Origin of the sequence: Acinetobacter sp. YH12105 (genome assembly GCF_013419095.1) — a bacterium.
In the GTDB taxonomy this organism is placed as follows: domain Bacteria; phylum Pseudomonadota; class Gammaproteobacteria; order Pseudomonadales; family Moraxellaceae; genus Acinetobacter; species Acinetobacter pseudolwoffii.
In genome coordinates this window covers 21,615-42,201 of sequence record NZ_VPAU01000022.1, presented here as the reverse complement: position 1 = coordinate 42,201, position 20,587 = coordinate 21,615, and the positions used below count along the sequence as shown (strand labels likewise).

The 20,587-nt window shown below is 41.0% G+C and carries 16 protein-coding genes and 4 pseudogenes; 16 read left to right on the top strand and 4 right to left on the bottom strand.

The window, feature by feature from the left end; all coding sequences use genetic code 11:
* Window positions 1–157: 157 nt before the first annotated feature.
* Window positions 158–346 (bottom strand): annotated as a pseudogene (locus tag FTU44_RS15240) (hypothetical protein); the annotation flags it as partial.
* 445 nt (window positions 347–791) lie between these two features.
* Window positions 792–1,961: a replication initiation protein gene (locus FTU44_RS13455; protein WP_005093725.1), complete on the bottom strand. Its 1,170-nt coding sequence runs from the start codon at window positions 1,959–1,961 to the stop codon at window positions 792–794.
* Between the two features lie 903 nt (window positions 1,962–2,864).
* Between FTU44_RS13455 and FTU44_RS13450 the strand changes: the two genes are divergently transcribed.
* The 16 genes and pseudogenes from FTU44_RS13450 to FTU44_RS13380 all read left to right on the top strand — a co-directional run bounded on the left by FTU44_RS13450 (window position 2,865) and on the right by FTU44_RS13380 (window position 19,424).
* Window positions 2,865–3,650, top strand: coding sequence for a ParA family protein (locus FTU44_RS13450; RefSeq protein WP_035337428.1), 786 nt, complete (start codon window positions 2,865–2,867; stop codon window positions 3,648–3,650).
* Window positions 3,651–3,668: 18 nt separating this feature from the next.
* Window positions 3,669–4,568, top strand: a complete 900-nt coding sequence (locus FTU44_RS13445; protein WP_005093722.1) for a ParB/RepB/Spo0J family partition protein — start codon at window positions 3,669–3,671, stop codon at window positions 4,566–4,568.
* Window positions 4,569–4,677: 109 nt separating this feature from the next.
* Window positions 4,678–6,264 (top strand): sensor domain-containing diguanylate cyclase, encoded by a 1,587-nt coding sequence (locus FTU44_RS13440; protein ID WP_005093719.1) that lies wholly within the window; start codon window positions 4,678–4,680, stop codon window positions 6,262–6,264.
* A 289-nt stretch (window positions 6,265–6,553) separates the two neighbouring features.
* On the top strand, window positions 6,554–8,122 hold the full coding sequence (locus FTU44_RS13435) for a type I restriction-modification system subunit M (RefSeq protein WP_159516672.1): 1,569 nt from the start codon (window positions 6,554–6,556) through the stop codon (window positions 8,120–8,122).
* Window positions 8,122–9,255, top strand: coding sequence for a restriction endonuclease subunit S (locus FTU44_RS13430; RefSeq protein ID WP_159516671.1), 1,134 nt, complete (start codon window positions 8,122–8,124; stop codon window positions 9,253–9,255). The genes FTU44_RS13435 and FTU44_RS13430 overlap by 1 nt, the downstream gene beginning before the upstream one ends.
* A 10-nt stretch (window positions 9,256–9,265) precedes the next feature.
* The gene (locus tag FTU44_RS13425) at window positions 9,266–10,117 is read left to right on the top strand and encodes an HNH endonuclease (RefSeq protein ID WP_159516670.1); all 852 of its coding nucleotides are present in this window, start codon (window positions 9,266–9,268) and stop codon (window positions 10,115–10,117) included.
* Window positions 10,118–10,134: 17 nt separating this feature from the next.
* Window positions 10,135–11,046, top strand: a complete 912-nt coding sequence (locus FTU44_RS13420; protein ID WP_159516669.1) for a DUF5655 domain-containing protein — start codon at window positions 10,135–10,137, stop codon at window positions 11,044–11,046.
* A gap of 28 nt (window positions 11,047–11,074) precedes the next feature.
* Window positions 11,075–13,951: a type I restriction endonuclease subunit R gene (locus tag FTU44_RS13415; protein ID WP_159516668.1), complete on the top strand. Its 2,877-nt coding sequence runs from the start codon at window positions 11,075–11,077 to the stop codon at window positions 13,949–13,951.
* Between the two features lie 179 nt (window positions 13,952–14,130).
* Complete coding sequence (gene arsC / locus FTU44_RS13410) at window positions 14,131–14,565, top strand: arsenate reductase (glutaredoxin) (protein WP_005093706.1); 435 nt, start codon at window positions 14,131–14,133, stop codon at window positions 14,563–14,565.
* Between the two features lie 286 nt (window positions 14,566–14,851).
* Window positions 14,852–15,313 (top strand): annotated as a pseudogene (locus FTU44_RS13405) (permease); the annotation flags it as partial.
* Window positions 15,311–15,502 (top strand): thioredoxin family protein, encoded by a 192-nt coding sequence (locus tag FTU44_RS15335; protein ID WP_354666952.1) that lies wholly within the window; start codon window positions 15,311–15,313, stop codon window positions 15,500–15,502. The pseudogene FTU44_RS13405 and the gene FTU44_RS15335, both read left to right, overlap by 3 nt.
* A 192-nt stretch (window positions 15,503–15,694) precedes the next feature.
* Window positions 15,695–16,015: a metalloregulator ArsR/SmtB family transcription factor gene (locus FTU44_RS13400; RefSeq protein WP_005093699.1), complete on the top strand. Its 321-nt coding sequence runs from the start codon at window positions 15,695–15,697 to the stop codon at window positions 16,013–16,015.
* Window positions 16,016–16,021: 6 nt separating this feature from the next.
* Window positions 16,022–16,495: an arsenate reductase ArsC gene (locus FTU44_RS13395; RefSeq protein ID WP_074382687.1), complete on the top strand. Its 474-nt coding sequence runs from the start codon at window positions 16,022–16,024 to the stop codon at window positions 16,493–16,495.
* A 5-nt stretch (window positions 16,496–16,500) separates the two neighbouring features.
* A complete protein-coding gene (gene arsB / locus FTU44_RS13390; RefSeq protein ID WP_180051104.1) occupies window positions 16,501–17,541 on the top strand; it encodes an ACR3 family arsenite efflux transporter in 1,041 nt (346 codons plus the stop codon).
* Between the two features lie 4 nt (window positions 17,542–17,545).
* The gene (arsH, locus tag FTU44_RS13385) at window positions 17,546–18,250 is read left to right on the top strand and encodes an arsenical resistance protein ArsH (protein ID WP_035337425.1); all 705 of its coding nucleotides are present in this window, start codon (window positions 17,546–17,548) and stop codon (window positions 18,248–18,250) included.
* 94 nt (window positions 18,251–18,344) lie between these two features.
* Window positions 18,345–19,424 (top strand): ArsO family NAD(P)H-dependent flavin-containing monooxygenase, encoded by a 1,080-nt coding sequence (locus FTU44_RS13380; RefSeq protein ID WP_180051101.1) that lies wholly within the window; start codon window positions 18,345–18,347, stop codon window positions 19,422–19,424.
* Between the two features lie 103 nt (window positions 19,425–19,527).
* On the opposite strand, the pseudogene FTU44_RS13375 reads toward FTU44_RS13380, so the two are convergent.
* Both FTU44_RS13375 and FTU44_RS13370 read right to left on the bottom strand, forming a co-directional pair.
* Window positions 19,528–20,149 (bottom strand): annotated as a pseudogene (locus tag FTU44_RS13375) (potassium channel family protein); the annotation flags it as partial.
* A 324-nt stretch (window positions 20,150–20,473) separates the two neighbouring features.
* Window positions 20,474–20,587, bottom strand: a pseudogene (locus tag FTU44_RS13370) (IS6 family transposase); the annotation flags it as partial.

Here is a 20,587-nt window from a genome sequence, read left to right as displayed (position 1 = left end):
CTATATGGCTGGCAAAATTCCTGTAAATCGAAGGAGTCTTTCAACTGACATAAGCGCTGATACCTTCAGTTAAATCCATGAACTGAGATGCCTCCAGATAATCATTCACTGCTGTAACATGATCCCATCCTGTCCCGGATCACATCACGGGCTGTTTTTAAAACTCCACATAAAACTTTTCAATCAACTGCTGTGTTCTAATCAGCAGATGTTTAAACACATTATCCCGTTCAAATAGCTTCACCTTATAATTTGGCGAGTCTTTAAGTTCTTCCTTGCGCAACAAATGCTTGGAGAACTCGTAATATTCCAGTACATTTTTTATCGTCTCTGGCTTCAAATTCTCCCTCTATGATGCCAGTCAAGGTATTGGCAATATTCCAGATTTTTTGTAGCTGTTGCACCTGGGCATGATTATGACAGTCCAAATCACGAACTCATTAATCCAGTGATTTCGCCTAAAATTTTCAATCATGCCATCGTAAGAAGGTGGCAAAAGACATAGTTTTTCGTGGGATTATGGCGTGAATAATAGTAAGTTTTTGACCCCAAGAAAAAAGTGTAGCAACTTACTACACTTTTTAGATATTCAGAATTTAGGTATTTTCACTTGTATTTTAGACAAGATGTAGCAAGTCCGAACTGCGACATTTTCCCAATGAGCGCCCGCTAATCTCACTAAAAAGATGTACCAGAAATATTCTAGTTATTTGCGAAAAATGTCAGACATGCAAAAAAAAATCATTCACTCGGAATGTTTTTCAATGCGCTGTAGCAATTTGCTACACTTTTTAAATAATTTCTTTACCAAAAATCTCATTCAAACGCTCGCGATTTTCCTGAACAAAAGTCGGATCATTTTTGAGCTTATATTTCATCTCTTTCTTGAAATCATTCATGGATGCACCGGCCACAGCAAAATCCATTTGAAACATAATATCGTTCACAATAACATTCGCCTGAGAATCGGTTAAACAGCCTTCGATCTTAAACCACTTGCTGAACTGCGTATAATTCGGATCATTGGCATAGATATACCAGGAACGTACGGTCATATCAAACTTTGCCCCCAACTCTTTCACGATGGCATTATCATCAAAATCTACATCCAAATAGATTTGAGTCTTTTCGTTAAATTGCGGGAGAGCCGCTTCAGTATCTCCACTCATAATTTTAAACCGCACACCCACAATAGGACGGCCTTTCTTAATAGTGTCATATTCTAGCTGCAAACTGGTTTTAGTATTAATTTCTTCAACAATTTTATCCAGAATATAACGCCTAAAATCTACCCAACGGTCATATTTTTTTTCACCGATGTCAATCAACGCTTTTAAATTCTCTAAGGTGAGTTCAACTTCATAGGTGTCGAGATTCGCATACTTAAATTCATTTTTAACAATATAAGAATATAGACTCATACTTGTGACAGAGTCTAAAGCAAATAAATCTTTCAACTGGTAAGTGGTAAAATTCCCACTGGCCAGACGGGTGAAGTAAGGCAGCACTTCACTGGTAAAGCGAATCTGTAAGGCATTTTTGGCATCATCTTCCCAGCGCAGTTCCCGGATAATCGGTACCACAGAATGGACTTTTTTTACTTTACGCTTGACGTCATCTACAGGCTCTTCAATTACAAAATGAGCAACCCGAGATGAAAGTTCCCTATAAATCCGGTCAATAGCCACATTAATGGAATTCTTCTTATTGAGTCCTAACAATTCCCCCAAATCTTCTTTATGCAGATAGATATAGGTTTTCTCGGTAATTTCACGATCTTGGTTATTTTTTTCACCATAGTTTGCAACCGCCATTGCATAAAGCAGTGCCTTATATTCATTAGAAGACAATTCAATAGGGCGAATTAAGCGGTTACTGGTACTCACCACTCCATTCTGTCGAATATTGCCGATACAATAAGGTAAATATTCTATTTCTTGTTTTTCGTTAAAATCGCTCATAAGTGAAAAATTAAAAGTTATTCCCCCTATTTATACATAAAAGTGGAATAACATTCAACATCTTCACCTTACAGATTCACTTTAAGTGCTTATCCCTTTAAAAGGATGTGCTAAAGATCAAGAGTGGAAAGCATGTCATCATTTTTTTAGATTTAGCCTAATCCTTAACCCAAAGGTGGAAACTTTGAAAAAATTTCCACTTATTAGTGACAAGCTTTCCACTTTTATCAACTGAGAAGAGCTTAAATCGTTTTCTTTGCATTTTTTTGTGGCCAAAAATACCGTTATAAGTGAAAAAATCATTTGGTTTAGCACTTTTCAGTGACAAAGCTTCCACCTTTAGAGAGAATCAAGTACTAAATCGGACTTTTTTTTGCAATTTTTAAAGGGAAAACATAACTTATCCACAAGTATAAAAATAAGCGTGACAAGTCTTCCACCTTTAAAGTCAGATCATGATACTTATCAACAGATTAAAGTTTTGAATTTAAATATTTTTATAACTTAATTTCATGTTTTTTTTTAAACCAGTGACAAGTCTTCCACCATAGTGACAAGTCTTCCACCTTTCAGTGACAGCTCTTCCACCTTTCAGTGACAAGTCTTCCACCTTTCAGTGACAAGTCTTCCACCTTTCAGTGACAAACCTTCCACTTTTCGGTGACAAACCTTCCACCTTTAAAGACGTAAGATATTGTTTTAAAAAGGGAAAAATTGTCCTAATTATAATTACTTAATTATATTAATTAATACTAATTATAATTAGCTAGCTATATTTTATATAAAACTTTAATTTGTTTTCTTTGTTAGCCGATATTGATTCGTACTTTAATATCATTCAAATAAAGTGTAGCAAGTTGCTACAAGTTCCACTATATTAGGATCATTCGAATGGGGTCTGATATGACAAATAAATCGACTAAAATTATTGCTGTAGCAAACCATAAAGGTGGTTGCGGGAAGACCACCACGGTTGTTCATCTGGCTGCAGAGCTAGCAGACTTGGGGCATAAAGTATTGGTGATTGATTTAGATCCACAAGCCAATGCAAGTTTACATATCGGATTAAGACATCCGAGTGAGGTTGAAACCACTTCTGCTGAATTACTGGTAGGTGATTTGAACCTATTGTCTGATGCCTTACAAGAAGAAACCAATTTTAAAAATGTTTCTTTAATTTATGGTTCACTTACTTTAGGTAAAACAGAAGACCAACTTAAAGATGATGCCCCAAGACCCTCTGAAGAGCTCTCTAACAAGTTGGAATTATTAAACGGATTATATGATTTCATCCTGATTGACTGTCCTCCAAGCCTAAAACTTCTGACCAGTAATGCCTTGGCTGCATCTACCCATGTTATGGTGCCGATTGAATCCGGTTCACAATATGGCCTATATGGTGTCACTGACTTAATTAACCATTTAAGTAAAATAAGACGGGTCAATCCCGAATTGAAACTGTTAGGTGCTTTGCTGATTAAACATGATGAACGTCAAAACGTCTGTAAACTGATACGAGATGAAGCTTTAAGCCAGGTCGGCGAATTGTTAAAAACGACCATTCCAATGAGTACGAAAGTCAATCAAGCAGCAATTTTACAACAGCCATTGTTGCGCGTAGATAAAAATTCTAAAGTTCGTAAAGCGTTCCAAGATTTAGCGAAAGAAATCATCAATCGTGTTGAATAAAGGCACTCTGAGAATCCTATGGTAAGTACAAAAGAATTGTTGGCACAACGTCTTCAGCAAAATACTCAAAAGCATCAACAAGCTCAGCAAGAGCATGTCAACGATGTGAAAGAATTACGTCGTAATGTCCAAATTACAGACATTCAACCTAGTCCCAATCAGCCACGAAAAATATTCAATCAGCAAGATATTGAAGATTTAGCAGCCTCGATTGAGGAGATTGGATTATTGCAGCCGATTGCAGTTCGGCGAGTACAGGACAAATATGAGTTAATTGCAGGTGAACGACGCTTGAAAGCGCATCAAATTCTCAATAAAAACACCATTGAAGTGATTGTCATCGATGCATCAGATGAAGAAGTTGCACTGTTAACCTTGGCTGAGAATTTAAAACGGGAAGACTTAACAGATTATGAAATTTATGTCGGTCTGAGTTCTCTGGATGAGAAATTAAAAAAGAACAAGCAAAAGCTGGCAAAATCATTAGGCATGAATCGAGAGGATATGTATAAATATCTATCTTTCGAAAAATTACCGAAAGAACTGATTGCCGATTTAGAACAACAACCGACATTGTTGGCACGCACTGCCGCCACAGCTGTGAAAAAGTTTCTTTCAGATTATGAAGAGAATTACAGTAATGCTAAAAAAGCACTGCTAGAAGCTTGGGCGAAATTACTGAAAAAAGAAGTTGAGCAAACAAAACTGGCCTTATTGGCAGAAAAAATTTTAAAGTCGAAAGAAAACAAAGAGCCAATTAAAACGTCAATCGTGCATAAAATTGAATATGATGGAAAAGTCGCAGGGAATATCAAGTTTGATCACAACATTTTAAAAGTGTCATTAAAAATGAGTGAATTTGATGAGCAAAATTTACAAGAGCTGGAAAATTTGCTGAAAAAAATGCTGAAAAAATAAAATTAAAGCGCTGTAGCAACTTGCTACAGCGCTTTTTTCAATTTAGGTCGGAGAGGATTTCAAGTTACATTAAATAGAGTAATACAACCTAAGGTACCTGGGGGCTCAGTTGTTATATAAAATACTTTTATCTTTGAATCTGAATTTACGCAAGCTGATTCTGATTTCAACGATCCTCAGCGTTTCCTTTTTATTTGTGATTAGCCTGTTTATTCTGAATTATGTGGTTAAACAGCAACTAATTCAGAATTCACTCTCTATAAATGAAAAATACGCAGCCAAGATTGCGATGGGGGTGAATCGTGATGTCAGTAATATGTTGCAGGAGTTGCAGTATAGTGCTCAGCAATTAGGGCAAAACTTTTACAATACGCCACTGCGACAGGCTGAAGTCAAACGGCTCAAAAACCAGTCGAATAACTTTAACAGTGTTTTTATGGTGGGCCAGCAAAATCAGATACTTGCTTATGCACCAGTATCATTAGACCTAAAATTCCACACGCCCTATAATACAGCGGGTATTGTTGGATCACTTAAAAGCAAAAAGGCGTATATTTCGGCACCCTATTGGTCAAGCAAAAAAAATCTGGTTGTGTTGATATCACAGCCTATTTACGATGTGAATCAAAATTATAAGGGCTTTATCAGCGGTACGATTTATCTGCAGAAGAATAATTTAATCAGTGAAATGCTGTTCAATCAATTTGATTTCAAAAAAAGTTATATGTATGTGATTGATCAGCAGAACCGTATTATCTTCCATCCAGATTCGAGTCGGATTGGCGAAAAAATTGTAAATAATACTGGTCTTGACTATATCAATGAAAACAAGAAAGGATCCGTCCGTCTAACGAATAGCTTGGGGATTGATAACCTGGCCGGTTTTGCACATGTTCCCAGTGTGAACTGGATTGTGGTTTCACAGCAACCTACGGATGAACTTCTTAAACAGGCCAATGAATTAATTTTAAAAGTTTCTATTGGCATATTTATCTTTTATCTGTTTATTTTCTTTATCGTCTGGCGGATGTCGCTATTTATTTCTTCGCCGCTGAATCGTTTGGCGAAAATGGCCAGTATGTTAAATCGAAATGATATTCAGGATAAAATCAGTCAGGTTGATCCCTGGTATTTTGAGGTATTCAAGTTTAGGGCCTCGCTACTTTTGAGCTCCAAAACATTTAATAACAAGATCTCAGAATTACGCCAACATATCAATATTGACCCCTTGACTGGCCTTTATAACCGTCGTGGCATGCAATATCTTCTGGATGAATTAATCAGTACGGGTACTCATTTTGCGGTACTCGCTATCGATATTGATTTCTTTAAAAAGATCAACGATAGCTATGGACATGACCGCGGAGATGAGGTTTTAAAGCGATTGGCTTTTTTAATGCAGAAAAATTTCAGAAGTCATGATCTCTGCTGTCGCACTGGTGGGGAAGAGTTTATCGTATTGATGATGACCTCCGATATTCGTGTTGCTTTCAATGCAGCAGCACGTCTCAGAACGAGTATGCAAGTGAGTCAAATTGAAGGAATCAAAGAAGTTACCATTTCCGTGGGTATCGCATTCTGGCCGAGAGATTCAGTAAGCGTCAAACAGGTTTTTAAAATGGCAGATAATAAGCTGTATGAAGCGAAAAATAATGGGCGGAACTGTGTTCGTATGACGCAAAAATTAGCCAAGTAAAATGTCGGCACAAACAGGCTTGATTTTTTAAATCTTTTTCTGCTCAAGCATGTTCAGCACAGTGACCTTGCGGAGTTACATGAGCTTTAATCGAGATCAGCTTCAGTCTGTGCCCGAGCATGCACTGGTAAAATTTGGCATATTGGTCTGTCTGGGGAGCTTTAATGGATAAATAAAGTGAATTAAGCACGACAATTCATGTCCTTTTCCACCTTTTTACTGCTGCATGTTTTAGAATTTTAGGTAAAATCATTTTATTAATGATTTACTTATTTGGAATTCTATAACAATGACCCAGGTGCAACTGCAACAGCTACAAAAACAACTCTGGAATATTGCCAATACTTTGCGCGGCACCATGGGGGCAGATGAATTCCGTGATTACATTCTGGGTTTTATTTTCTTTAAGTATTTGTCGGAAAAGTCGGTTAATTTTGCTAATGAATTGCTGGATGGCGAAGAAGTCAGCTTTCTTGAGCTGGATGAAAGCAATCCTGAGCATGTGCCTTATATCAAAGAAATCAAAAAGAATGCCATTGCTGAAGTCGGTTATGCGCTCACACCAAAACAACTATTCCATACCCTGGCTGAGCGTGGCCGTCAGGGCGAATTCATTCTGGATGATTTAACTGCGACCTTAAAATCGATTGAGCAAAGTACCTTAGGTACCGATTCTGCCGATGACTTTGCCAATCTGTTTGAAGATCTGGATCTGAATTCGACCAAGCTCGGCAACAATGCCAGCGACCGTAATGCACTGGTGGCGAAAGTCCTCAGTCATCTGGATGATATTGATTTTGATATTTCCAATACCGAAGCCGATGTACTGGGGGATGCCTACGAATACCTGATTGGTGAGTTTGCCTCAGGTGCGGGCAAGAAAGCTGGTGAGTTCTATACCCCGCAAACCGTATCGACTTTACTGGCCAAGATTGTCACCCAAGGCAAGGAGCGTTTACGTTCAGTCTATGACCCGACTTGCGGTTCAGGTTCTTTGTTGCTGCGGGTAAAACGTGAAGTCAAAGATGTGGATATGATTTATGGTCAGGAGATGAACCGTACCACTTACAACTTGGCGCGCATGAACATGATTCTGCATGATGTGCATTTTGCCAAGTTCGACATCAAGCAGGAAAACACTTTAACCCGTCCGCAACATTTAGATAAAAAGTTTGATGCGGTGGTGGCGAATCCGCCATTTTCTGCAAAATGGTCTGCCGATCCGTTATTTTTACAAGATGAACGTTTTGCTGCGTATGGCAAACTGGCGCCAAGTTCTAAAGCCGATATGGCTTTTGTACAGCACATGCTGTATCAACTGGATGACAACGGCACTATGGCGGTGGTGTTACCGCATGGCGTCTTGTTCCGTGGTTCGAGCGAGGGCGTGATTCGTCAGTATTTGATTGAACAGTTGAACGTGGTGGATGCGATTATTGGTCTACCCGCCAATATATTCTATGGCACGTCTATTCCGACCTGTATTTTGGTGTTGAAGAAAAACCGTGAGCAGAGCGGCAATATTCTGTTTATTGATGCCAGCAATGATTTTGAAAAGCAGAAGAATCAAAACAAGTTATTGCCTGAGCATTTGGATAAGATTGTTGCGGCATTTGAACAGCGTGAAAATATTGAAAAGTATGCGCATGTGGCGACCTTGCAGGAAGTGAAAGATAACGATTACAACCTGAATATTCCGCGTTATGTGGATACTTTTGAAGCGGAAGCCGAGATTGATTTAGATGCGATTGCCCAACAGCTTCAAGCTTTGGAACACGACAGCCAAAAAACCGATGCCATCATTGCAGATTTTTGCAAAGAGCTAGGCATTGTTTCACCTTTTGCGGAGGTGAAGTAATGGCTGCGCCTAAGTTAAGATTTAAAGAATTTGATGGGGATTGGTCTGCGCAAAAATATAAAGATGTACTTACTATTAAATATGGTAAAGATCATAAATTACTTGAGGATGGAGAAATACCTGTTTACGGCACAGGCGGTGTGATGCGTTATGTCAATCAATACCTATACGATGGTGAAAGTATTCTTATCGGTCGTAAAGGTACAATTGATCAACCAAAATATGTAAATGAAAAATTTTGGACAGTAGATACTCTTTTTTATTCAGAAATTAAGCAGAATATTTATCCTTTATTCATTTATCAACACGCTTTGCAAGTGAACTGGCTTGGATTAAATGAAGCAACTGGTGTGCCTAGTTTAAATACAACCTCGATTAATAATGTTGATATTTATCTCCCATCCAAAGAAGAACAAACCAAAATTGCTTCTTTTCTTTCCGCAGTGGATGAAAAGATTAGCCAACTCACCCAAAAACATGAGCTGCTGAGCCAACACAAACAAGGCATGATGCAAAAGCTGTTTAGTCAGCAAATTCGTTTTAAAGCAGATGATGGGAGTGAGTTTGGGGAGTGGGAGGAAAAAATAATTGGTGAAATTGCTAATATTAAAAGAGGTGCTTCACCTAGACCAATTACAGATGCCAAATGGTTTGATGAAGAATCAAAAGTAGGTTGGGTACGCATTTCAGATGTTTCGAAAAGTAAAAAAATACTCGTAGAAACAGAGCAATATTTATCAAATGAAGGAATTCAAAAAAGCAGATTTATTCCTAAAGGTAATATTATTATGAGTATCTGTGCAACGATTGGTAAACCAATTTATACAGGTTTTGATGTCTGCATTCATGATGGTTTCGTTGTATTCAGTGAACTAAAAGCTTGGCATGAATATACCTATTATTATTTAGAGTACATTGAAAAGAATTGGTATCAGTATGGACAGTCAGGGACTCAAGTTAATCTAAATTCTGACATTGTTTCTAATGAAATTTTTCCATTTCCTTGCCTTGAAGAACAAACCAAAATCGCCAATTTCTTATCTGCCATTGACCAAAAAATTGAAGTTGTGGCACAGCAAATTGAACAAGCGAAACAGTGGAAAAAAGGCTTGTTGCAGCAGATGTTTGTCTAGGGGGAAAGTTATGGCAAATTGGCTAGTAACCGTGAATTATGCTGAGTTTGATTTAGAAGCAGCTTATGATGCTTTGCCGCAGATTTATTGGAAGAATTCAGCCACTAGTGAAGGTAAAGGGTTACAAATCAATGATATTGTTCATGTATATGTGACCCAACCCATCTCAAAGGTGATGTATCAATTCAAAGTTCTGGGGCATGCGGAAAACTCAGAATACCCAGTAGCGCAGAAAGTATTTTGGTCGGATAAAAAGAAAATTGAAAGTTATCTAGGTGGATACTCTATTTTTGAAAAGTTAAACAAAGTGGATAAATCCACTTTGTCTTTTGAATATTTCAGACAGGAAAACTTAATTCCTGATGCTCCTATTCAAGGCCGTCGCACAGATCGAGATAAAGCTTCAAATGATCCAATCCGCATTTTTTTAACTCACATTTTTAATGAGTTTAAAACTGATAGTGTGAATACCGACTATCCCGATGAAGCAGGTTTAGAAAATGAAACCTTTCCTGAAGGAGCTAAGCAAACGGTTTTAGTGAATAAATATGAGCGTAATCCTGAAGCAAGGGCTAAATGTATAGAAATTCATGGAACACGCTGTTATGTCTGTGGCTTAAGCTTTGAACATATGTATGGCTCATTTGCTAAAGATTTCATCCACATACATCATCTTAAGCCTTTGCACACGATTGGCGAAGAGTATGAAGTAGATCCTAAAGAGGATCTTCGACCTGTATGCCCGAACTGTCATGCCATGCTCCATAAAACCGAAAATGGTATTCCAATGACAATTAAGAGATTAAAACTCTTATATAGCGTTTCTTTGAGTAATCCACTTAGACAAACATTTGCAGAATAAATAATTCGAGATTTTTAATGCAGCTTTATCAAACCCAAGCACAGTCATTAGTAGAACTTACAGAAGATCCTTTTCGTTTGGAAAGAGAAATTCAAACCCTGTTTGAAAACAATCTTTACAGTTTTACAGGTCTGGAATTCATCAAGTCTGAATTCACCATTAAAAATAACCGTATTGATACACTGGCTTTCGATCCCGAAAGTCAGGCCTTCGTAATTATCGAATACAAGCGTGAACGCAATTATAGCGTGATTGATCAAGGCGTTTCTTATCTGAATCTGATGCTCGACTATAAGGCAGATTTTATCGTGGAGTACAACGAGAGCCAGAGCAAACAGCTTAAACGTCACGATGTCGACTGGTCACAAAGCCGAATCATCTTTGTTTCACCGAGCTTTACCGACTATCAAAAGCAGTCCACCAACTTTAAAGATTTAGGTATTGAGCTGTGGGAAATCAAACGTTATCAGGGTGGAATTGTTTCTGTCAATCCATTGCAGAAAGCCAAATCAGCGCCTTCAATAAAGCAAGTGCAAAAGGTTGAGTCTGAAGACATTCAAAAGATTGCCAAAGAAATTCAGCAATATGATGAAGCCTATCACTTGGCGGATAAGTCCGATGACATCAAAGAGCTATATGAGCAATTCAGGGACTCAATTCTGGGCTTAACTACCGATTTAGATATCCATCCTAAGAAAATGTATATCGCCTTCCGTAAGGGTAAGCGCAACTATGTCTATATGAGTATTGGGACAAAGCAAATTCGTATATGGTTGAATATGCCTTTTAATCAACTGGATGACCCGAAACAGCTCGCGAAAGATGTGACCAATATTGGACATTGGGGCAATGGCGATTGTGAGGTGATCGTGTCAGATACAGAAAATTTAGAATATATCTTGAGTTTAATTAAACAGACATTGAAGTGAATAATTTAAGATTTTAGAGGGGAAGGAAATGACAGTACAAAGCGAATACCAACTTGAAAACGAACTGATTGGCCAGCTGCAGCAATTAAGTTATGCCTCAGTCACGCTCAAGGACGAACGCCAGCTACTGTCTAACCTGAAAACTCAAATTGAACGCGCTAATGGACTTGCACCACTGTCTGAAACTGAATGGAAACAGGTCATCAGCTTTTTGAATACCGGAACGGTATTTGAACGGGCCAAGAATTTGCGTGATCTGTTCCCGGTCAAATTTGATGACGGTTCAAGTAAGCACATCTTTTTCCTGTCAGATGACCCCAGCAAAAACATCTATCAGGTGACCAATCAAATCACCATTGATCACCGCGACTATAATGGCAGAACCAGCCGTTTTGATGTGACTCTGTTGGTCAATGGTCTGCCACTGGTTCAGATCGAGCTGAAAAAGCGTGGCATGGAAATTGCCGAAGCCTTTAACCAAACCCAACGTTATATCCGTGAAGCGTATTGGGCTGGACAAGGTCTGTTTGGTTTTATCCAGCTGTTTGTGATCAGTAATGGTGCCAATACCCGTTATTATTCTAACGGCACCACAGGCATCGAGTTTGCCTTTCCATGGGCCGATGTCAATAACAAACACATCAATGAAATTGTCGACTTTGCCGAAGCTTTTCTCAATCAGCAGCATCTGACCCAAATGCTGACCCAATACATGGTGCTGCTAGAAACCACGAAAAGCCTGATGGTGCTACGTCCCTATCAGATTTATGCAGTGCAGAAAATCGTGCAGCATGTGCAAAACTCCGATCAGAACGGCTATATCTGGCATACCACCGGTTCAGGCAAAACCCTGACCTCGTTTAAAGCCAGCCAGATCATCATGCAAATGCCGGATGTGGAAAAAGTCCTGTTTGTAGTGGATCGTAATGATCTGGACACGCAAACCTCACGCGAATTTAATGCCTTTAAAGCCGAAAGTGTCGACAGCACCGATAGCACGCATACTCTGGTCAAGCAGCTGGATCAACGCCATGACAAACTGATTGTCACCACCATTCAAAAGCTCAATCGCGCCATCAGCACGGATCGCTATCTGGAATACATCGATTATCTCAAAGACCAGAAAGTGGTGTTTATCTTTGATGAATGTCACCGCAGCCAGTTTGGTGAGACCCATCAGAATATCAAGAAGTTCTTCAGCAATGCGCAGATGTTTGGTTTTACCGGAACGCCGATTTTTGAGGAAAACAGTCAGTCTAAAGCCGGCCTCAAACTCACCACGGATTATCTGTTTAATCAGTGTCTGCACCAGTATGTGATTGTCGATGCGATCCGGGATCGTAACGTGTTGCAGTTCCAGATTGATTACCGGGGTAAATACACGGCCAAGGGCATGCAGCACAACCTCGACTATGACGATGATGTCGAAGGCATTGATACCCGGGAGCTCTACGACAATCCACAGCGCCTGGAAATGATTGCGCGCTATATTGTCGATACGCATCCGACCAAAACTCGCAATGGTGAATTTACCGCGATGTTCTGTGTCAGTTCGGTCGATACCCTGACCCAGTACTATGAAGTGTTTGAAAAGGTTCAGGCCGAGAAACAGCAACAGGATGAAGAGCAGGGCCGACTGTTCAAACCGCTGACGATTGCGACGATTTTCTCCTATGCCGCCAATGAAGCAGTCCCAGTAGATGAGCAAAACGGGCTGATCCATGAAGAAGCAGCCGATATTCCCAGCCAGATCAATCCGTCCAGTCGCGACAAGCTGGACCGTTATATCGCCAAGTACAACCAGCAGTTTAAGACCAACTACAATTCTGGCGACCAGTTCTATGCCTATTACCGCGACATTGCCGATCGGGTCAAAAAGAAACAGATTGATATCCTGCTTGTGGTGAATATGTTTCTGACCGGTTTTGATTCCAAGCCCTTAAATACCCTGTATGTCGACAAGAACCTGAAATACCATGGCCTGATTCAGGCCTTCTCGCGAACCAACCGCGTCTTTAACGACAAAAAACCTTTCGGCAACATCATCTGTTTCCGTAACCTGAAACGCGCCACTGATGAAGCACTGGCATTATTTTCCAATAAAGAAGCGCAAAAAGTGGTACTGGTGCCAAGTTATGAAGAAATTCAGCAGGACTATGAAGTGGCAGTACAGAAGCTACTAAATATTACCCCTGATTATCAAAGTGTCGACGAACTCATCACTGAAGATCAGCAGCTGGCGTTCATTAAAGCCTTTCGAGAAGTGATGCGTTACAACGCCCAGCTGCAAACCTTTATTGAATATGATCAGGACCAGACTGCACTGGATAAACAGCATTTTGCCAACTTTGCGTCCAAGTATGCCGATCTATGTCGTGATGTACGCAAGACCACTAAAAAAGAAAAAGTATCGGTACTGGACGATGTCGATTTTCAGCTGGACTTACTGCACAGTGACCGGATCAATGTTGGTTATATCATCAACCTGCTACAACTGGCTGTGAATAGTGATGATGAAGACAAACGTAAGAAGTATGAAGCTCAGGTCTATGACCTGATTGGCAATGAAATCACCCTGTATGACAAGCAGGCGCTGATCCAGAAGTTTATTGAAGAAAACCTGCCCAAGATGATCAATGGCCAGAGCGTACAAACGGCCTTTGCTCAGTTCTGGGATGCTGAAAAAGAACAGGCCTATCAGTACCTCTGTACAGAAGAAAACCTGAAACCAGAAGCAATGAAGCAAGTTCTGGAACATTACGAGTTCACCAAACGTTTACCACGTAAGGAAGAATTGAAAGACTTGCTGAACTTTAAAGTGAAGCTGTTTGAACGGGAAAATGTGTTGAGTAATCTGCTGGTCAAGACCCGAAAGCTGATTGAAAAGTTTTATGTGGGGTTTTAACAGCAGCCTGTGAAGTGATCCAATAATCTAGAGCTAGAAGAGACTATTCATTTTGAAACTGCTTCAAATGATTTTGGACTTCTCATATCAGGTTACATCTGAAAAACACATATATTTTATATTGCGAATATGCGTATATTCATATATAAAGCTATGATTCATTGATAAGAGTAAAGCTCATGGATCAAATGCCAAAAGTCCAAATTTATCATAATCCAGCCTGTGGTACCTCACGCAATACGCTGGCTTTAATTCGCAATGCGGGAATTGAGCCTGAAGTGATCGAATATCTAGTTACGCCTCCTTCTCGTGATGAGCTGATTCAACTGATTTCTGATGCAGGTTTATCGGTAAGAGATGCGCTCCGTAAAAATGTCGATCCCTATACCGAGCTGAATCTAGATGATGCCGGCTGGAGCGATGAGAAACTGCTTGATGCCATGCTGCAACATCCGATCCTGATCAACCGCCCGTTGGTGGTTACCGAGCTTGGAACCCGATTATGCCGCCCATCGGAAGTGGTACTGGATATTCTGCCTTCGCCACAATTAAAAGCCTTTGCCAAAGAAGACGGTGAAATCATCGTGGATCAACAGGGCAATCGGGTAAAATAAAGTGTCCCCCCTACGAAAAAGCTTCAACTTGATTGGAGCTTTTTTATCTGAAAAACACATGGACGATGATCCATATCATTTACATACTGAATGAAATAGGTTCTTGAAGGATAAAGGAATTGGATCATCAGCAGGCAGTTTCCCCGTATCAGGTTTTGACAGAGAGTACCATTTTTCAAATCTTACACAGGCTACCGACTGGAAACTGTTGCGCAGGTCAATGGTTCAAAAATCTGCCGATGAGTGCATCGACCTGATCTCATCCCCCTAAAACCAGGAGCTTTAAATGGAAAGCATAATCGCGATTTTTGCCTGGCTGAATGATGTGCTGCTTAAAATGACCTGGCTCTCGGAAGGCGTGCGCTGGCTGGTCGAAAATGTCTTCGGTTTATCGGTGGTGACCCGGCTCGGTGGCAGTATTCACTTCTTTATTTATGATGTTTTTAAGATCTTTATTCTGCTCTCAGTCCTGATCTATAGCCTGTCGTATATCCAGAGTAATTTTCCGCCTGAACGCACCCGGCAGATTCTGGGACGCATGACCGGGATCAAAGCCAATATCATGGGGGCCTTGCTCGGCACCATTACCCCATTTTGTTCCTGTTCTTCCATTCCGCTGTTTATCGGTTTTACCCGTGCCGGACTGCCTGTGGGGGTGACCTTTTCCTTTCTGATTTCATCTCCCTTAGTCGATCTGGCTTCGATTATTTTATTGGCCAGTATTTTTAACTGGAAAAAGGCCCTGTTGGCTGCAACTGAAGAAGCAGTGAAAAGCACCGGTGTCAAAGCGGACATTGAGTATGTCACGGATATGATGCAGATTGCCGAAACCGGACTGTTAAGCACACCGGGTCTGATGATTGACAGTAAAATCGTATCGAGTGGTAAAATTCTGGAAGCTCAGGCTATCGCGGAACTGATCGAGAAAAATAAATAACTTCAAAATTAAAGTTGTAGCGAAGAAAACCAGTGGTTCAAGTCGCTGGTTTTTCTATATTGGAAGAAGAGGGAAACTGTTAAATCCAGCGCTTTCTGGCTGTGATATCCTGATCCAGATATAATTTTTCACTTGTACTATTTACTATATATATGGATATGTATATATTTGCATAATAGAAGGGGAGCAGCTATGGACCACGTTCAGTTTTTTAAATGTTTATCTGATGAAACACGTCTCAGTATTGTCCTGCTGATTGCGGAAAATAAAGAGCAATGCGTCTGTGATCTGACCGATAAACTGCAGTTAAGCCAACCAAAAATTTCACGGCATTTGGCCTTGTTGCGGTCTTGCGGTCTGCTCAACGATCGTCGGCAAAGCCAGTGGGTGTACTACAGCCTCAATCCGCAATTACCGGCCTGGTGCTTTGAAATTCTGGACGTACTGAAACGTAGTGACGTTCCGGTTTTATTTGATTCTTCCGCTCTATCGATTCAGAGCCATTGCGAGTAAGTTTTCATGAAATTTTTGTTTTTATGCACGGGGAACAGTTGCCGCAGCATTCTATCTGAAGTGTTGTTCAATAGCCGTGCGCCAGAAGGCTGGGTCGCTTACAGTGCTGGCAGCAAACCTTCCGGTCAGGTGCATCCCTTGACGCTTGAAACCCTGCACAATCTGGGCTTGTCGACTAAAGGCTTATCCAGCAAGACGATTGATGCCTGTGAACAGTATCAGCCAGACGTGGTGATTACCGTCTGTGATGCGGCTGCACAGGAAGCGTGTCCTCTTTATCTTGGCGGAGCGATCAAGGCGCACTGGGGCCTGTCTGATCCGTCACATTTAGAGGTGGATAAAGAAGAAAAAATGCAAGCCTTTATGAACACTGTTGAACATATCAATCGTCGCCTGGATACTTTGTTTAAACTGAACGTAGATGAACTTTCTCGCTCACAATTGATTGCAGCGATTAATCAAATTTCGAATGTTGAGTAAGTCACATGTCTGAAAAACGCATGTCCTTTTTAGATCGCAACCTGACGCTGTGGATTTTTATTGCCATGGCGTTAGGCATCGCAATAGGAAACTTTTTTCCTCAAGCATCGGTTGCTCTGGATCAATTCAGTATTAATTCAGTCAATATTCCAATCGCGATTGGTCTGATTCTGATGATGTATCCACCCCTGGCAAAAGTGGATTATGCGACCTTGCCACAAGTGTTTAAGGATAAAAAAACCCTGACGCTATCTTTAATTCAAAACTGGTTGATTGCTCCGGTACTGATGTTTGCGTTGGCTGTGATTTTTTTGCATAGCTATCTAGAGTATATGACAGGCGTGATCCTGATTGGTTTAGCTCGATGTATCGCCATGGTACTGGTGTGGAATGGTCTGGCCTGTGGTGATAACCAATATGTTGCAGCATTGGTGGCGTTTAACAGTATTTTCCAGATTTTATTCTTCAGTACCTACGCCTGGTTATTCCTGACCTTCCTTCCGCCATATTTTGGTATTGAAGCTCAAGTGATCAATGTTAGCTTCTGGACCATTACCCATGCTGTTCTGATTTATCTTGGAATTCCGTTCTTATTGGGTTTCTTAACGCGCTTAATTTTGGTGAAACAAAAAGGCGTGGAATGGTATCAAACCAGGTTCATTCCAAAAATCAGCCCGCTGAGTTTAATGGCTTTGCTGTTTACGATTTTGGCCATGTTTAGCTTAAAAGGGGGTGATGTTGTGAGTCTTCCACTGGAAGTTTTACGCATCGCGATTCCTTTAATCATTTACTTTGTGGCCATGTTCTTTATTAGCTTCTTTATGAGTAAATGGATGGGCAATGATTATCCAAAAACTGCTGCAATCTCATTTACTGCGGCTGGAAATAATTTTGAATTATCACTTGCAGTCGCCATTGCAACTTTTGGTATTGCTTCGCCGGTTGCTTTTACCACGATTATTGGGCCATTGGTTGAAGTACCTGTGTTAATTGCTTTAGTGAGTGTTTCACTGTGGCTAAGAAAGAAATATTTTAAAGAGGCTTGATATGATGAACCTGCCTAACGTAGATCCAAATCTTATTGAACAACCCACCTTTGAAAAAGTCCAAGCCAAAGAACTAGCTCATCCTCCTCGGATTTTACTGCTCTATGGGTCTAATCGGGAACGTTCTTACAGTCGCCTTGCAGTTCTTGAAGCTGGTCGAATCCTTGAATATTTTGGGGCAGAAGTAAAAATCTTTCATCCTAAAGGGCTTCCTTTACCTGAAGATGCGGATACTGAGCATCCAAAAGTAAAAGAGTTGCATGAACTTTTAGCATGGTCAGAAGGCATGGTGTGGTGTTCACCGGAACGACATGGTTCTATGAGTTCCATCTTTAAATCCCAGATTGACTGGATTCCACTGGCAGGGGGCGCAATTCGTGCCACTCAAGGAAAAACCCTTGCCTTGATGCAAGTCAGTGGGGGATCACAGTCCTTTAACAGTCTGAACCAGATGCGTGTTTTGGGGCGTTGGATGCGGATGATCACGATTCCAAATCAGTCTTCAATTCCAAAAGCATTCCTGGAATTTGAAGAAGATGGACGAATGAAGCCATCAGCATTCTATGACCGGATTGTGGATGTGATGGAAGAACTGTATAAATTTACCTTGCTGACTCGTGGTCAAAGCAAATACCTGACAGATCGTTATTCAGAACGCAAGGAATCGGCTGAAGAGCTTTCCAAACGGGTAAATCAGCGCAGTTTGTAAGACTGAATTTGCTTGATCAGGCTGTCCGGTCAATCAGAGAAATCAGCAGAAACCCGCTGAAAAAGCGGGATGCTGCATCAAGAACGACAGAAAAATGCAAGGGGAAAAGGCTTTGGACATAAAACAGATCGAAACAGATGTGATCATCATCGGTGCTGGACAGGCCGGTTTGTCCACGGCTTATTTCTTAAAGCGCAAGAATATTCCGTTTATCATCCTGGATGATCAGCCTCAGCCTGGAGGTGCCTGGCAGCATGCCTGGGAGTCCTTGCGTCTTTTCTCCCCGAATAGCTGGAGTTCGCTGTCGGGCTGGATGATGCCGGCGACCGAACAGACCTATCCGACCCGCAATGAGGTGATCGATTATTTGACCGCCTATGAGCAGCGCTATCACTTTCCTGTAGTTCGTCCGGTGCATGTGGAGCGCGTGGAAAACAAAGGGACATATTTAGAGGTCTATGCCGGGGAACAATCCTGGAAAGCCAAAGCGGTGGTAAGCGCTACAGGGACATGGAGCCAACCATTTATTCCCGAGTATGCAGGTCGTGAGCATTTTCAGGGTATACAACTTCATTCAGCAGATTATAAAAATGCTGAGTTATTTAAAAACAAGAAAGTCATGATCGTGGGTAGTGGCAACTCCGGTGCGCAAATCCTGGCCGAGGTTTCCCAGGTAGCTGAAACGCTTTGGATCACCCAGACACCGCCGCAATTTCTGGCAGATGATGTTGATGGCCGTGTCCTGTTCTTAAGGGCGACCGAGCGTTTGAAAGCCCAGCAGCAAGGTAGAAAGATCGAGCAGCCCATTGGTGGTCTGGGCGATATTGTCATGATTGATTCAGTCAAAGAGGCACGTGAGCGAGGCATTTTACAGAGCAAGCGTCCATTTTCGGCTTTTACCGAACATGGCGTGATGTGGGAAGATGGCAGCACCGCGCAAGTGGATGCAGTGATCTGGTGTACCGGATTTAAGGCGGCGCTGAATCATCTTAGCAGCCTCGGGATTATCCAGCAGGACCAGACCATCGCAGTGAAGGATGGCCGCTCGGTTCAGCTGCCGAATTTATGGCTGGTCGGTTATGGGGAATGGACCGGTGCTGCTTCGGCGACGCTGGTCGGAGTTTCCCGGACATCCAGGGCAGTGGCCGATGAAATCGCTGCGTTTTTAGATTGAAATGACTTGATCCTGCTTCAAACGAAAAAATTGAGTGAATAGCATCTGCCTGCAACAAGTATCATATCCTATGGTCTGATGCTCGCGATGATCTGGCTACCTTTTAATCAGGTAACTTATGCCCACAATGCGGGCAGAAGAAACTTGTTTTTTTCCTGCTCGAGTTGTTCTTTCTTGCGCTCATGAATAAGCTCTAACAGGATATCCTGCATTTGCTCTGTGCTCAGCCCGACTTCTTTACGTAAAGTTTCAATTTTTTCTTGATCTTCAATCAAGTCAATTTCTGCGTCATCAAGCAGTTCACGAAATCTTAATTCCAGCTTGTGTTTGCGTTGTCTCAGCTCATTGGCCAGAATACCCGCAGGAAGTGCTGCCAGACCTACCCCTAAAATGGTAATTAAAGCCCCCAGAAAGCGGCCTAAGGGGGTGATTGGTGTCACATCGCCATAGCCGACTGTGGTCAGCGTCACCACCGCCCACCACATGGACGCAGGGATGGAGCTAAAGACTTCCGGTTGTGCCTTGTTTTCAACCACATATACCCCAGCCGCCGCAATGATGATCATGATCAGCAGGATAAAAATAACTGCCTGAAATGAGCCTTTTTCGCGCTTGATCACCCACAATAAAATCTGCAGGGAGACAAAATAACGGGTTAATTTGAGTAATCTGAATAATCGAAGGATTCGCAGGTAGCGTAAATCCAGATGTACAAAGAAATTAATATTTCCCAACCTTGGCAAGGTCACCGAGATTCATTACATCAAGTGATAATAATTATAAGCATATGATTTAAAAGGTAGTATATGAGTCTTTATGAATTAAAGTTTTGATCAATTTAGATCATTTAATGTTGTTTTGGTCACTTTTTTTAGATTTTTTATTTTATAAAAGTCACCTAGATTTTGGTTTCAATAAATTTAATTTAAAATAAAAATTTACCATATGGTAAAAATTTATATATCATCAAGTTGAACTGTACCAAGATTGTCGGAGAGGCACTGTTGCAAATAGAGATTTGAGTCGATGATGTTCCCTTTAAAAAGTGCTTAGAGACCGGAAACCCTGTTGATTAGACACACTTCACCCTGAGGCTGACCATAATAGAATGACGATGGTTGTCCTTTACGTAGTGCACGCATGACTTCAATACTTTTAAAAGT

Coding starts and splice junctions, on each gene's coding strand:
- FTU44_RS13455 (WP_005093725.1), bottom strand. CDS start 1,961: ATGAGCGATTTTAACGAAAAACAAGAAATAGAATATTTACCTTATTGT.
- FTU44_RS13450 (WP_035337428.1), top strand. CDS start 2,865: ATGACAAATAAATCGACTAAAATTATTGCTGTAGCAAACCATAAAGGT.
- FTU44_RS13445 (WP_005093722.1), top strand. CDS start 3,669: ATGGTAAGTACAAAAGAATTGTTGGCACAACGTCTTCAGCAAAATACT.
- FTU44_RS13435 (WP_159516672.1), top strand. CDS start 6,554: ATGACCCAGGTGCAACTGCAACAGCTACAAAAACAACTCTGGAATATT.
- FTU44_RS13430 (WP_159516671.1), top strand. CDS start 8,122: ATGGCTGCGCCTAAGTTAAGATTTAAAGAATTTGATGGGGATTGGTCT.
- FTU44_RS13425 (WP_159516670.1), top strand. CDS start 9,266: ATGGCAAATTGGCTAGTAACCGTGAATTATGCTGAGTTTGATTTAGAA.
- FTU44_RS13420 (WP_159516669.1), top strand. CDS start 10,135: ATGCAGCTTTATCAAACCCAAGCACAGTCATTAGTAGAACTTACAGAA.
- FTU44_RS13415 (WP_159516668.1), top strand. CDS start 11,075: ATGACAGTACAAAGCGAATACCAACTTGAAAACGAACTGATTGGCCAG.
- arsC (WP_005093706.1), top strand. CDS start 14,131: ATGGATCAAATGCCAAAAGTCCAAATTTATCATAATCCAGCCTGTGGT.
- FTU44_RS13400 (WP_005093699.1), top strand. CDS start 15,695: ATGGACCACGTTCAGTTTTTTAAATGTTTATCTGATGAAACACGTCTC.
- FTU44_RS13395 (WP_074382687.1), top strand. CDS start 16,022: ATGAAATTTTTGTTTTTATGCACGGGGAACAGTTGCCGCAGCATTCTA.
- arsB (WP_180051104.1), top strand. CDS start 16,501: ATGTCTGAAAAACGCATGTCCTTTTTAGATCGCAACCTGACGCTGTGG.
- arsH (WP_035337425.1), top strand. CDS start 17,546: ATGAACCTGCCTAACGTAGATCCAAATCTTATTGAACAACCCACCTTT.
- FTU44_RS13380 (WP_180051101.1), top strand. CDS start 18,345: ATGCAAGGGGAAAAGGCTTTGGACATAAAACAGATCGAAACAGATGTG.